The organism is Archangium sp. Cb G35 (assembly GCF_001896145.1).
GTDB classification, from domain to species: Bacteria; Myxococcota; Myxococcia; order Myxococcales; family Myxococcaceae; genus Archangium; species Archangium violaceum.
On record NZ_MPOI01000008.1, the window covers coordinates 443,628 to 456,338 of the forward strand.

Here is a 12,711-nt window from a genome sequence, read left to right on the forward strand (position 1 = left end):
CCCCCGGAAGATGGAGCGCCAGTCTGCCAGAGGCGCGCCTCGTCCGGGGAGGGGGACCGTGGGGCTCAGCCGCCCACGAGCTCGCGCAGCCGGGAGACGAAGCCGCGCACGTCCTCCTCGGTGGTGTCGAAGGACGTCATCCAGCGCACCTCGGAGGTGGACTCGTCCCAGACGTAGAAGAAGGCGTGCTCCTGCATCCGGGAGATGAGCTCCTTGGGCAGGGTGGCGAAGACGCCGTTGGCCTGGGTGGCCCGGGTGATGCGCACCCTGGGCACGGAGGAGACCTCCCGGGCGAGCAGCGCCGCCATGGCGTTGGCGTGGCGCGCGCTCTTCAGCCAGAGGTCATCGGAGAGGAGCGCCTCGAACTGGGCGGCCACGAAGCGCATCTTCGAGGCGAGCTGCATGCCCTGCTTGCGCAGGAAGCGGAAGTCCGGCGCCAGCTTGGGCTCGAAGACGACCACGGCCTCGCCCATCATCAGGCCGATCTTGGTGCCGCCGAACGAGAGCACGTCCACGCCGCAGTCCGTGGTGATGGCGCGCAGCGGGACGCCGAGCGCGGCGGCGGCGTTGGAGATGCGGGCGCCGTCCATGTGCAGGTACATCCCATGGCGGTGCGCCAGGTCCGCGAGCGCGCGGATCTCCTCGGGCGTGTAGACGGTGCCCATCTCCGTGGTCTGGGAGATGGAGATGACGCGGGGCTGCACGTGGTGCTGGTCACCCAGGCCGCGGATGCGCGGCTCCACCAGCGCCGGGGTCAGCTTGCCGTCCGGGGTGGGGATGTCCACCAGCTTGCAGCCGGTGGCCTTCTCCGGGGCGCCGCACTCGTCCACGTTGATGTGCGCGGACTCGGCGCAGAGGATGGCGTGGTACGGCTTCATCAGCGTGCTGAGCCCCAGCACGTTGGCGCCGGTGCCGTTGAAGACGAAGTGCACGTCCACGTGCGAGCCCAGGTGCTCGCGGAATTTCGCCACCGCGCGCTCGGTCCACGGGTCGCCGCCGTACGCCAGGGCGTGGCCCACGTTGGCCTTCGCAATGGCCTCGAGGATCGTCGGGTGGATCCCCGCGTTGTTGTCGCTGGCAAAGCCTCGCTTCGGATTCATTCGGTTGTCCGCTCCTGTCGTTCCCGTGCTCAGGGCCGGCCGTGCTGCGCCTTGCCCTGCTTGAAGAGTTCCTGCTCCGCCTTCTCGCGCGGGTGGTTTCCCGCCAGCCTCGCGTCGATGGCCAGCTCCAGCTCCACGTCCGGCCGTGAGAACACCGCCGCCGCCGCCTGCTCCAGCACCACGTCTCCCGCTGCCTTCGCCAGCACCCAGTCCGATATTTTGGGCTGGACCTTGGCCCGCTCGCGCGCGTGCTCGGCCGCTTCCTTCAGCTCCGGCTGCGCCCGCAGCGCCGCCGCCACTTCCGCGCCCGCGGGTCCCGTCAGCGCCCGGTGCAGGATCGTCCCCATGCCATGGGTGCGCCGCTGCTCCTTCCACGCCTTGTCCAGTGCCTCGGACTTCGCCGCCCCATGCTCCAGCGCCACGGTGGCCAGCGCCCACTCCAGGGACCTGCTCTCGCCGAACTGGGGCCAGAGCTTCGCGGCCTCGCGGTAGGCCTCCACCATCGGGGCGAGCTGCTCCGGCTTCTCGTCGAAGTAGTGCTGCTTGTCGAGGGACTCGCCCAGCAGGTGCCAGGCCGCCGCGATCGTGGGCGTGTGGTTCGTCTGCTTCGCCCGCTTCAGCGTCGCCTTGGCCCTGGCCGCGTGCAGGGTCATCCACTTGACGGCCTGTGCGTCCATTTCGCCCGACTCCCACTTCTTGCGGCTCAGCATTCCGGCGCTTGCCTCGAAGGACGGCAGCGTCTCCAGCCGCTTCGCCAGCGACGCCAGGCCCTGCGTGTCCTGGTGCCACCGCAGCCAATGCAACTGGCGCTCCCAGGCCGAGGCCTTCCCGGGTGACAGGGTCTGCTCCTGCTGGCTCAGTTCCTGGCTCCGGCGCAGCGAGGGCTCCGCATCCAGCGCCTTCAGCACCTCCTCGCGCAGCGGGCCGTCGAGCAACGTTCCGAGCAACTCCCGCGCCTCGTCATCCCGCAGGTGCAGCGCCTTGGTGCGCACGAAGCGCTCCAGGACGTTGATCCTGCCCAGGTACTCCAGCGCGTCCGCGAGGTTGCCCACCACCAGGGAGTTGTCCGGCGCCAGCCGCACCGCGTCCTCCAGGTACTTCACCGACGAGCGCAGGTGCGTCACGTCTCCCGTCGCCCGGTAGCGGCCCATGAGCGCCGTGGCCGTGTTGTTGGCGGCCGTCGAGTTGTGCTTCGCCTCGCGGGCCCGGAAGGCCACGTTCTTCGCCAGGGCGCGATCGGCGTCCTCCAGCCGGCCCTCACGCAGGGCCCGGTAGGCCTCCATCTGCAGCAGATCGTCCTGGATGGTCGGTGAGCGCGGATCGCTCTTGCGCAGCCACTTCTCCTCCTCGTCCTCGTCCGTGGACATGCGGGCCAGGGTGATGGCCGCGACGTACTTCATCTCCGGTTCCGTCGCGGTGTCGTAGACCTCCTCGCCGAGCGGCCGGGCCAGGTCGAGCCGATCCAGCTGGCGGTAGATATTGACCACCTGCAGCGTGAGTGCCGGATCCTTGCGCTCCACCACGCCGCGCAGCTCCTTGTCGCCTTCCTCGCTCCGGCCGAGCCGGTGGTACACCTGCCCCAGTCCCAGGTGGAAGCGTGGATCGCCCTCGGCATCCTGGCGGATGGAGAGGAAGACGCGCTCGGCCTCGCCCAGCAGTGCCTGGCGCGCCTCGCCTTCCGTCTCGTTGGCCCGCATCAGCTTCACCATGCCCAGCATGAGCGAGGCCGGCACCACCGACTGGTGACGCAGGTACTCCTCCCGCAGCTTCTCCAGGCCGGGGTCCTTCTCCATCTGCTCGGACAGCCACTCGCTGAAGATCTTCCGCTGCTGCTCCTCGCTGCCGGAGGCCACCTTCAACCGGTTCTCCACCTCGGCGGGGAGCTGGCCCGAGCGCGCCCGCGCGACGAGCCGCTCCTGCAGTGCGTCCGCCTCCTCCTCGTACTTGCGCTGCACGCGCTGGAAGGACTCCAGGCGATCGGCGACGTAGGACGAGAGCACCGCGTCCGCCTCGGCCATCTGTCCGAGGTCGCGGTAGCAGAGGCCGAGCATCATCTGCGCATCGCCCGTGAGCCGCCCCATCGGTCCGAGCGCCGTCAGGGTGGCCAGGGCCTCCTTCGCCTCACCCCGGGCACGCGCCAGGCTGGCCATCGCCACGGCCAGTTCCTGGTTGCCAGGGGACCCCTTCAGGGCCTGGGCGATCTTCGCCTCGTCGCCCTCCTCGATGAGCGCCTTGTCCTTCGCGTTCGTGGCGGAGGCCGTCTTCAGCCGCTCGCGGTAGAGGGCCACCTTGTCGCCGCGGGACGTGTTCTGATCCTTGTGCTTCGTCCACGCCTCCACGTCGCTGGAGGCCTCCAGCCACAGCGAGGGCGCCTCGCCGAAGGTGTCGATGATGGCCTCGGCGGCATTCAGCGACTCCTTCCCGGGAAGCCTGACGTAGAGCGAGAGGGCTCGCAGGGGCTGATCCTTCACGAGCCGCTCCGCCTGGCCGCGCATGAGCGCTACCCGCCGCTCCTTCAGCGCGGGAGTGCCCGCCACCCGCAGCGCGCCGTCCACCACCGTGAGCGCCGCCCGCGCGTCCGCCGTCGTCTCCTGGCCGATCTCCTGGGCGCACGCGTCGAGCCGCTCGCCGAACCGGTCCGAGGGGGCGCCGCTGATCGCGCTGGAGGGCAGGGTGCCGATGCCCCTCACCACACGGCCCACCGCATCCACCGAGTCCTTCGTGCAGGGCGTGGGCAGGCCCGCGAGGCTCAGCCGCACCACGGCGTCCGCCGCCTGGGACCGTGCCGGCTCCTCCGTGTGCGCGTCGACGACGGAGCGGTAGCGCTCAATGGCCTGTTCGCGCGAGAGGGTGGCCTCCGCCTTCTGGGCCTCCTCCATCGCCAGCCGCGCCAGACGCTCCGGCGAGTTCAGGTAGCCGTCCGCACCCGACCAGAGCAGCAGGCCCGCGGCACCGGCGAGCATCAGCCGCTGCCACACTCGCGTCACGGGGCCGAGCGACTCCTTGGCGTAGAACTGGTACGCGTTGCCATCCACCTCGCGCACCCGGTAGGCCGTCAGCGGGAACACGGGGATGAAGATCAGGCTGATGAAGTACGTGGCCACATAGGTGCCGTCCGGGGCCTCGTCGCGCTTGCCGTACAGTCCCACGCCGCAGCCGTTGATGCGGAAGAGGGAGGGGGCGCCATTGAGGGGACGCGAACCCCGCAGCGCGGTCCGGGCCGCCGTCTTCAGTGCCGGCTGGCGGGCATCCTTCACCACGCGCTTGAGCAGGGCGTCCGCCTTGTCGAAGCGGCCCTTGCCCAGCAGCCACCCCGCGTACTCGAAGCGGCAGAAGACGTCCGGCTCGGCCAGTCCGGCCTCGAGCTCCGAGCGCTGCGAGGCGTCCTCGGACAGCTTCAAAGCCTTCTCCAACAGGCGGCGGCAGCCCTCGGTGCTGCCCGTGGCGTGCAGGAGCGCGGCGACCCGGCCGGCCACGCCCGCCACCCGCTTGCGCACGAGCGCCTTCATCTCGGCCTCTTCGGCCTCCTCCAGCGCGCCGGACAGGCCGTCGAGCACCCGCTCCATGCCCTGACGCACCATGTCCACGCGGACCTTCATGCCGCTCCAGTCCGTCCGCTCCGGATCCGGCTCCAGCACATCCTCGGCGAGCAACCCCGCGACATGGCGGATGTCCTCGGCCAGCGTGTTCAAGCGCTCCATCGTTCCCCCCTCCAGGGTCTGAATGCGCGCGGGACCATAGACGATACGCCGGGTGGGGAGCGAGCCCCCCCGCACGCCAGGCGCCACTCTTGCAGAGTCCACCGGGTGGAGCCCGGGGAGGGGCCCTTCACGTGGACATGACGACCCACCGGCGTGACCTCGCCATCTGGGGCTACGCCTTCGGCTACTTCGCCTGCTACGCGCCCTACAGCGCGCTCACCAAGGCGCTTTCACAGGGAGCGTTGGACGGGATGACGCGCGGTGTCTCCGGCTTCGAGCTGCTGCCGTGGAGCACGCTCGCGTCCGGGGTGGGCATGTTCCTCTTCCTCACCGCCCGGGGCTGGTGGCAACACGCGAGCACCCGCACGGTCCTGGGCGTGCGGGTGCCGTTCCCCGGCCCGTGGACGTTCCTCTCGGGGCTGTGCTCCGCCGCCATCATCGCCACCACCACGCTGGCCTATACCTTCAGCGGCACGTCCATCGTCTTCATGATGCTGCTCATGCGCGGCGGCGTGCTCATCCTCGCGCCGCTGGTGGACGTGCTGAGCCGGCGCCGGGTGGCGTGGCCCTCGTGGGTGGCGCTCGGGTTGAGCTTCGCGGCCGTGGCCGTGGCCACCGCGCCCGGCGTGGATGCCCGCGTCACCGCGGCGGCGTTGGTGGACCTGGGCGTGTACCTGCTCGGCTACTTCATCCGGTTGCGCTTCATGAGCCGCCTGGCCAAGTCGGGGGAGCCCTCGGTGGGCATCCGCTACTTCGTCGAGGAGCAGATGGTGGCCACCCCGGTCCTCGTGGCGGTCCTGGCCGTGGGGGCGCTCATCGGCGAGGGGCCCGTGCTCTCCGACCTCCGCCACGGATTCACGGAGCTGTTCGCGCGCGGGCGGGTGCTCGAGGAGCTGCTCGTGGGTGTGCTGTCCCAGGGCACCGGCATCTTCGGAGGCCTCATCCTGCTGGACCACCGGGAGAACTCCTTCTGCGTCCCGGTGAATCGCGCCTCCAGCATCATCGCGGGCGTGGTGGCCACCGGGCTGCTCTCCGCGCTGCTCGGAATGCCGGGAGCGGGCACCCGGGAGATGGTGGGCGCCGCGCTCGTGATGGGGGCCATGCTGGTGCTCGGCCTTCCCACGGTGCTCGCGGCCCGCCGGGCGGCGAAGCGGGCGGTTGGACTCCCGGAGGCCGGGGCCGGCGCTCCGGGCGGTGAGCCTACTTCTCCTCGGTCACGTGCAGGGTGAGGACGGGGCAGTGGGCCCGGGCGATGACCTTCTGGGCCACGCTGCCCAGCAGCAGCCTCGGCAGGCCCCGGCGGCCGTGCGTGCCCATGACGATCAGATCGAACCCGCCTGTCTCGGCCACGCGCAGGGTGGCCGCGGCGGGCTCGCCCACTTCCAGCCGCTGGGTGATGGGACCCGGGGCGTTGAGCGAGCTGATGAGCGTGGTCAGCTCCTTGCGGGCCGCCTCGAGCGCCGTCTTCTCCAGCGACTGGGGATTCCAGCCCGGCGCGGCCACCAGGAGATCCGGCGCCACGTACTGGGGCGGCTCCCAGGCATGCAGCACCTCGATGGAGGCATTGAAAGGTCTGGCGAGCTGCACCGCGTAGTCGATGACGGCCTTGGAGCCCTCCATCAGGTCCACGGGTACGAGGATGCGAGAAGGCGTGGGCATCGGTGTTCCCTCCGTTGTGGCCCGGGCCCCGGAGTGGGGCGGGCGATCTGCTTCTTCCTCCTTGGAAGATGCATGCCAGGGCCGCTTCACGCACCGTGTGGAGTCCGGGCGCAAACTCTTCCGTGGAGTGCTGAACGGGGCGCAAGCCTTGCGCGTGACGGAGGCCTGCCTGGAGGGGTGGGGGCGAGGCCCGGAAGGTGTCGGAAATGAAAAACGGCGGCCCCGTGAGGAGCCGCCGCCGGTCCCCGCGCCCCCCAGAGGCGCGCGGGAACTCATGAGGCTGGGATTACAGGCCGATCTCGGCCAGGCGGGCGCGGATGGCCGTGGCCTCGACGCCCCGGTTGGAGGCGCTGGTGCTGTAGTTGGAGCCGACGCCCACGTGGTGCAGGCCGATCACCAGGTGCGCATTGGCGGCGCCCGCGCCCGCGAGCACCGGCGAGCCGGAGGAGCCGCCCAGCGTGTCCGCGTTGTAGGACAGCTCGTTGCTGGTCACGTTGGTGTTGAGCACGCTGCCCGGCGAGTACTTCTTGTTGGGCACGCAGCTCGGGGTCGCGTTGTAGTCGCAGTTCTGGTGGAGGACGTACATCGCCGAGCTGTTGGCCGCGTTGGCGCTGGCCACCGTCAGCTTCCCGTACACCGCACCGGGCAGGACGCCGTTGACGGCCTTGCAGGTGAGGACGGTCATGTCCTCGGCCGTCCAGGTGCGCACGAAGGTGGAGCAGTCGTACCAGATGCGGCTGGTGGAGGCGACGCCGTTCTCGTAGTTGAAGGACACCCGGGCGCCCACGGCCTCGGAGGCGCTGCCGACGCAGTGGTTGTTGGTGACGATCTTGTCGTTGGCCACCAGCCACGCGGTGCAGCGGCTGCCCACGGCGGGGATGGACAGATAGCCCACCGCCTTGGAGCGGACGCGCTGGGTGCTGGTGGAGCTCAGCGACGTGACCTCCGACCAGTTCACCGAGCCGACGATGACAGGGGACTCCACCGAAGCCGCATCGGCGTTCGGAACGTCCTCGGGCAGCTCGGCCACACCACAACCCGTCAGACCCACCACCAGGAACGCACGGACAAGCTTCAGGCTCATAAAGGGGTTTTCTCCGTCGCGCGGGGAAGTGCGCGCGGACCGTGCTGATGGCACTTGTCGTGCCAAGCCCCCATGTGGCCGTTTTTCCTCGGGCCGGGTCCCTCTGGATTGGCTCCGGGTGGTGCGTCCACGCTCCTGTCTCTGGGTTGCAGATGTAAAAGGACTGCACAAAGCCGGGGGAAACCCGAATCGGCACCGGACCTTATGGGCTCCAAGCGACTGTCCTGAAACAGAACATCACGCTTTCTGGGATTCGTACTGAAAACGGACAATTCACGCGGTCCGGCCGGGGAGCAGGGGGCCCTGGAGGGCGCCTGTCCCGACGCGCCATGTGGGGGTGGGGTCAGGTGCCTAACTTTCCCCTTTGGTGAGCCAAGGAGGAGCCCATGCGTCCACCCATCGATTCGGGCACGGTCCTCATCACCGGGGCCTCCTCGGGGATTGGCCGGGAGATCGCCCGTCAGCTCGCCCGGAGGGCCCGGACGCTGGTGCTGGTGGCCCGCCGGGAGGAGCGCCTGGAGGCCTTGCGCGACGAGCTGCACGCGCGCAACCCCACCCTGGGCGTGATGGTGGAGCGGTGCGACCTGGCCCACCCGGACGAGGTGGACTCGCTGCTGGACTCGCTGCACCGGCACCTGGTCCGCGTGGACGTGCTGGTGAACAACGCCGGCCTGGGGGACTACAGCCTCTACGAGCAGGAGAGCTGGGCACGCATCCAGCAGATGTTGCAGGTGAACGTGACGGCGCCCCTGCTGCTCACCCACCGGTTGCTGCGGCTCATGGTGGAGCGCAAGCGCGGCGGCATCCTCAACATCAGCTCCGGTGGGGCGCGGGCCTTCGTCCCGGGACTGGCCGTCTATGCCGCCACCAAGCACTTCCTCGATGGATTCACCGAGTCACTGCGGCTGGAGTTGATGGGCACGGGGGTGGTGGTGACGCAGGTGGCCCCCGGGCCCGTGGACACCGAGTTCAGCGAGGTCGCGGGGACTCAGGAGCGCGCGGGCAGGGCTCCGGCGTGGATGCGTATTTCCGCCGCACGGTGTGCCCGCGAGGCCATCGAGGGATTCGATCGCGCACAGCCGCTCGTGCACCCGGGTTTTGCGTATAGGTGGATGATGCGGTTGTCCTCGCTCATGCCTCGGGGCGTGCTGCGGGCCGCGGGCCTTCCGGGCGCCAGACAGCTTCGGTATGGCACCTCGTTGCTGGAGCCCGCTCACCCGGACACCGGCCAGCGTGTGCTGCTGGCCAGTGGGCCCGAGGAGGCGTGACACAGGGGAAATGGGCTCAGCCGATGATCATGTCCTCGCGCTCCAGCTTGCCTTCCTGGAAGCGGCGCAGGTTGAAGCGGGTGAAGAGCTCGTCGGACTCGCCCGTGGTCATCCACCCGGCCATCCGCTCGGCCACCGCCGGCGCCATCATGAAGCCGTGGCCCACGAAGCCGGACATCTGCAGCAGGTTCTCCAGGCCCGGCGTGCGCCCCAGCACCGGGTTGTTGTCCGGCGTCACGTCGTAGCAGCCCGCCCACTGGCGCAGCACCTTCACGTGCCCCAGGTTCGGCATCTGCTCCAGCAGCGCCTGCGAGAAGCGTGACACGAAGCGCAGCGTCGAGCCCATGTTCAGCCCCGCCGGCTCCTTCGCATCGCCCATGCCGCCGACGATCTCCCCGCGCATCGACTGGCTGAAGTACAGCCCCGAGTCCAACACCGACACCAGCGGGCTCAGGAAGGGCTTGAGCGGCTCGGTGCTGAGGATCTCGTGCCGGTGCGGCTCGTTGGGCAGCTTCACGCCCACCAACTGCGCGATCTCCGGGCTCCACGCGCCGGAGGCCAGCACCACCGTGTCGCAGGCGATGTCGCCGCGATCCGTCTTCACCTTGCGCACCAGGCCGTCCGAGGTCTCGAAGCCCGTGACGTTGGTGAACGTCTCGACCTTGATGCCCGCCTTGCGGCAGCCGTTCGCGTAGCCCCAGAGGAAGGGCCACGGGAAGATGACGCCGTCCTCCGGGTTGTACGAGGCCGCCTGCGCCCCCGCGAGCGACAGGCCCGGGACGATCTCCCGCGCCTCGTCCACCGTGAGCAGCCGCGTGGGCACGCCGTGCTTGTTGTGCAGCGCCACGTTGCGCTCCAGGCGCTCCGCCACGGCCTTCGTCCTGGCCATGAAGAGGTAGCCGCCCTGGCGCAGCCACACGTTGATGCCCATGTCGCGCGCGAACCGGCCCATCAGCTCGATGGAGCGCTTGGCCAGCTCGATGTTGGCCGACGTGCCCCACTGCATGCGCACGCCGCCACCGTTGCGCCCGGACGCGCCCGCGCACAGGTAGCCGCGCTCGAGCACCACCACGTCCGTCTCGCCGCGCAGCGACAGGTTGTACGCCAGCGCCAGCCCCATGATGCCGCCGCCGATGATGACCACCTTCGCCTTCGCCGGCAGCGGGCCCTCGGGCCGCAGCGTCGGCGGGAAGACGGCCAGCTCCTCGGGCACGCCGCCCACCGGAGGCTGGGACTCGTCCACCTTCATCGAGCCCAGCACCGACAGCTCCGTCGGGTAGAGCGGCGGCCGCGGCGTGAAGGGCAGCAGGCTCGCGGGCTTCTGCGCCTTCTCCTTGCACAGCAGCGCCGCCACCGCCGACAGGCAGCCCTTGCCCTGGCAGATGCCCGTGCCGAAGCCCGTGAAGCGCTTCACCGACTCCACATCGCTATAGCCCCGCGACACCGCGTGCCGGATGTCCTCGGCCGTCACGTCCTCGCAGGAGCAGATCAGCGTCTTGCTCATGACTGCCCTCCCGTGAGCGAGCCCACGAGCGCCTCGGCCGCGCGCTTGCCATCCGCCGCCGCCTCCGCCGCGCTCCTCCCGCCCGTCACGTCACCGGCCACGTACAGGTCCTTCGCCTCGGTGCGGCCGTCCGCGTCCGCCACCACCGCGAACACCTCGCGCGCCTCGTCGAACTCCACCTTCGCGCCACCCTGGCGGGCCAGCTCGAAGCTCGGGCTCGTGGCCACCGCCACCAGCACCGCGTCACAGTCCACCTTCACCCGCTTGCCGGAGGTGTTCGTGTAGCTGAAGCCGCTCACCTCGTTCCGGCCGTGGGCCTTGGGCTCGCCGCCCTGGGTGGCTCCGGCCGGCGCGCCCGAGGGCACCGGGCCCTTCAGGTCCACCACCGCCGCCACCTTCGTGCCGTGCTCCTCCATGAGGCGCGCCAGCGCGTACAGCTCCGGGCCCCAGCCCACCAGCGCCGCCACCTCGGGCGCCACGCCGTAGCGGCGCATCAACAGGCTCGCCGCCCGGCCCGCGTACACGCCCGGGAGATCATTGTTCTCGAAGGGCAGCATCGGCGGGTGGCCTCCCGGCGTCAGCAGGAAGCGCTCGGCGTACACCTTGAGGAGCCGCAGCCCCTCCGGCCCCTCCGCCACCACCGCGAGGAAGCGGCCGGCCTCGTCGTCATACAGGCCGATCACCGTGGAGCGCGTGCGCACGCTGCCCGAGGGCAGGGCTCCCGTGTCCGGCATCTTCGGGGCGTCCGGCTCCGGCGCGCCCGCGGCGAGGCGGCCACCCAGGAAGCTCTCGCGCTCGAAGAGGAGGAAGGACACGCCCTTGCTGGCCAGCACCTGCGCCGCCGCCAGGCCCGCCGCGCCACCGCCCACCAATGCCACGCGCGTGCGCAGCGTCTGCACGGGCATGCGCTCGGGAGCGGGGGAGGCCGGCAGCAGTCCGAGGCCCGCGAGCTGGCGCGCCACCTTGGCCATCACCTGCTCGGCCACGGGCACGCCGGCGAACATCTCGTGGTGATCCAACCCGTTGGGGAAGAACCAGTCGATCGCCTCGAAGACGTCCACCTTCGCGGAGGGGTAGGCGTTCTGCCGCTCCAGCTTCATGCCGGCGCGGGCCGGGGTGCGGCAGGTGTAGACGTTGGGCACGCCGTCCACGCGCATGAGGCAATGCGAGCACGCGCCGGAGAAGCAGTAGGGCCCACGGGCGCGGTGGTACTTGATGGAGCGGGCGAGCACGGATTCACCGGTGGCGATGAGCGAGCACGCGACCGGCTCGCCCTCGACGGCGGGGACCGTCTCACCCTCGAGGTCCAGGGTGATGGACTTGCCGCGCGCGGCGGCATCTGGGAGGCGACGCATAGGGTGCGCGGACAATGTCCCAGCCGGCCCGGGCGGTCAAAGGACACTCGGCACTCCCGCCCGCTCACTCGGTGGAGGAGATGACAGACCGGGTGATGGAGGTTGGTACCCCGGCTTCTCTCCAGGCTGGCGCGGTGCGTCAGCACCCGTGTCGGGTGGTGGATGCTGTCCTGGTCCGGACGCGCAGAGGAGGGGATGGAGGACGCGGCGCCACTGGTGTGCTACCCGAGTCGCGCCGCGTTCCTACAGATGATGTCCGATTCGGGCCACTCGTAGCTCACCCACCTGTGCACCGCAGCGCTCCAAGAGGCGGTGCTGCAGGTCATGACTCAGTGGCAGGGCGGCAAAGACAAGCAAGGACTTGTTGCCTAATAAGGGCACGAACCAGGAGTTTGTGGGAAGATGTATGCCGCAGTTCCCTCGTAGGTGTAGCCATAATGGCGGGCAGCGTTCAAGGTTTCCTGCCAGGACAGGGTGTAGAAGTGATCGCTGCCACGACTCTTGTAGAGTCTATAGAAAGGGCACGTCCCTGTCTGATTCCATGAATAGACGTAGCAGGCGACGCCTTCATCGGTGTAGCCATGCGAGGCAATGGCGATGTCCCGCTCCTGCCATGAGGTCGTGTAGAAATGATCACGGCCTGAATAACTGTATAGGCGGTACAGCGGAACCGTTCCCGATTCTTGGGTGGACAAGCATTTGCCGGAAACACCTTCGTAGGTGTAGCCATAGTAGGACGCTGCGCGGAGCGCCTCGTCTAAACTCGTTGTGTAGAAGTGATCCGTGGCACCGTCGCTGTACAGCCTGTACAGATCCACTGGGCCAGCCAGCGCCGTGCCTGCAGTGACCAGCATCCCCATCAATACTGTTCGGCACATTCCTCTTCGGTTCATCGCGCTTTCCTTTCGCGGATTCCCGACAAGGTTGCTCTGTGCCATCTCTGGGGAAAGGGGTCTTCTGGTGCTGCGGCTTATCTGGGAAGCAACATTGAGCTTTTGTCTTTCATTGTGTGAGAAATTCTATGTTTGTGATTGTCAGTG

9 protein-coding genes are annotated in these 12,711 nt (G+C 69.3%); 2 read left to right on the top strand and 7 right to left on the bottom strand.

From position 1 onward, the window contains the following. Window positions 1-65 precede the first annotated feature (65 nt). On the bottom strand, window positions 66-1,100 hold the full coding sequence (locus BO221_RS25845) for a low specificity L-threonine aldolase (RefSeq protein ID WP_073563151.1): 1,035 nt from the start codon (window positions 1,098-1,100) through the stop codon (window positions 66-68). A 29-nt stretch (window positions 1,101-1,129) separates the two neighbouring features. Beyond that, on the bottom strand, window positions 1,130-4,801 hold the full coding sequence (locus tag BO221_RS25850; RefSeq protein ID WP_073563152.1) for a lipopolysaccharide assembly protein LapB: 3,672 nt from the start codon (window positions 4,799-4,801) through the stop codon (window positions 1,130-1,132). A gap of 137 nt (window positions 4,802-4,938) precedes the next feature. Between BO221_RS25850 and BO221_RS25855 the strand changes: the two genes are divergently transcribed. Then, a complete protein-coding gene (locus BO221_RS25855; protein WP_233166269.1) occupies window positions 4,939-6,030 on the top strand; it encodes a hypothetical protein in 1,092 nt (363 codons plus the stop codon). Here BO221_RS25855 and BO221_RS25860 read toward each other — a convergent pair. Both BO221_RS25860 and BO221_RS25865 read right to left on the bottom strand, forming a co-directional pair. Then, entirely contained in the window at window positions 6,002-6,460 is a 459-nt protein-coding gene (locus BO221_RS25860; protein WP_073563153.1) for a universal stress protein, read from the bottom strand. The genes BO221_RS25855 and BO221_RS25860 overlap by 29 nt on opposite strands. 286 nt (window positions 6,461-6,746) lie before the next feature. Next, the gene (locus tag BO221_RS25865; RefSeq protein WP_073563154.1) at window positions 6,747-7,544 is read right to left on the bottom strand and encodes a serine protease; all 798 of its coding nucleotides are present in this window, start codon (window positions 7,542-7,544) and stop codon (window positions 6,747-6,749) included. Between the two features lie 386 nt (window positions 7,545-7,930). On the opposite strand from BO221_RS25865, the gene BO221_RS25870 reads away from it, so the two are divergent. Then, the gene (locus BO221_RS25870; RefSeq protein ID WP_073563155.1) at window positions 7,931-8,812 is read left to right on the top strand and encodes an SDR family oxidoreductase; all 882 of its coding nucleotides are present in this window, start codon (window positions 7,931-7,933) and stop codon (window positions 8,810-8,812) included. A 16-nt stretch (window positions 8,813-8,828) separates the two neighbouring features. Here the strand turns inward: BO221_RS25870 and BO221_RS25875 are convergent, their stop codons facing one another. The 3 genes from BO221_RS25875 to BO221_RS54005 all read right to left on the bottom strand — a co-directional run bounded on the left by BO221_RS25875 (window position 8,829) and on the right by BO221_RS54005 (window position 12,564). Then, complete coding sequence (locus BO221_RS25875) at window positions 8,829-10,316, bottom strand: FAD-dependent oxidoreductase (protein ID WP_073563156.1); 1,488 nt, start codon at window positions 10,314-10,316, stop codon at window positions 8,829-8,831. Continuing rightward, window positions 10,313-11,671 (bottom strand): 2Fe-2S iron-sulfur cluster-binding protein, encoded by a 1,359-nt coding sequence (locus BO221_RS25880; protein ID WP_073563157.1) that lies wholly within the window; start codon window positions 11,669-11,671, stop codon window positions 10,313-10,315. Before BO221_RS25880 ends, BO221_RS25875 begins: the two co-directional genes overlap by 4 nt. A gap of 368 nt (window positions 11,672-12,039) precedes the next feature. Continuing rightward, entirely contained in the window at window positions 12,040-12,564 is a 525-nt protein-coding gene (locus tag BO221_RS54005) for a hypothetical protein (RefSeq protein ID WP_143195677.1), read from the bottom strand. Between the last annotated feature and the right edge of the window lie 147 nt (window positions 12,565-12,711).

Bases quoted from the DNA above. Each gene is read 5' to 3' on its own strand.
- BO221_RS25870 (WP_073563155.1), top strand. From the start codon at position 7,931: ATGCGTCCACCCATCGATTCGGGCACGGTCCTCATCACCGGGGCCTCC.
- BO221_RS25855 (WP_233166269.1), top strand. From the start codon at position 4,939: ATGACGACCCACCGGCGTGACCTCGCCATCTGGGGCTACGCCTTCGGC.
- BO221_RS25865 (WP_073563154.1), bottom strand. From the start codon at position 7,544: ATGAGCCTGAAGCTTGTCCGTGCGTTCCTGGTGGTGGGTCTGACGGGT.
- BO221_RS25880 (WP_073563157.1), bottom strand. From the start codon at position 11,671: ATGCGTCGCCTCCCAGATGCCGCCGCGCGCGGCAAGTCCATCACCCTG.
- BO221_RS54005 (WP_143195677.1), bottom strand. From the start codon at position 12,564: ATGAACCGAAGAGGAATGTGCCGAACAGTATTGATGGGGATGCTGGTC.
- BO221_RS25850 (WP_073563152.1), bottom strand. From the start codon at position 4,801: ATGGAGCGCTTGAACACGCTGGCCGAGGACATCCGCCATGTCGCGGGG.
- BO221_RS25875 (WP_073563156.1), bottom strand. From the start codon at position 10,316: ATGAGCAAGACGCTGATCTGCTCCTGCGAGGACGTGACGGCCGAGGAC.
- BO221_RS25860 (WP_073563153.1), bottom strand. From the start codon at position 6,460: ATGCCCACGCCTTCTCGCATCCTCGTACCCGTGGACCTGATGGAGGGC.
- BO221_RS25845 (WP_073563151.1), bottom strand. From the start codon at position 1,100: ATGAATCCGAAGCGAGGCTTTGCCAGCGACAACAACGCGGGGATCCAC.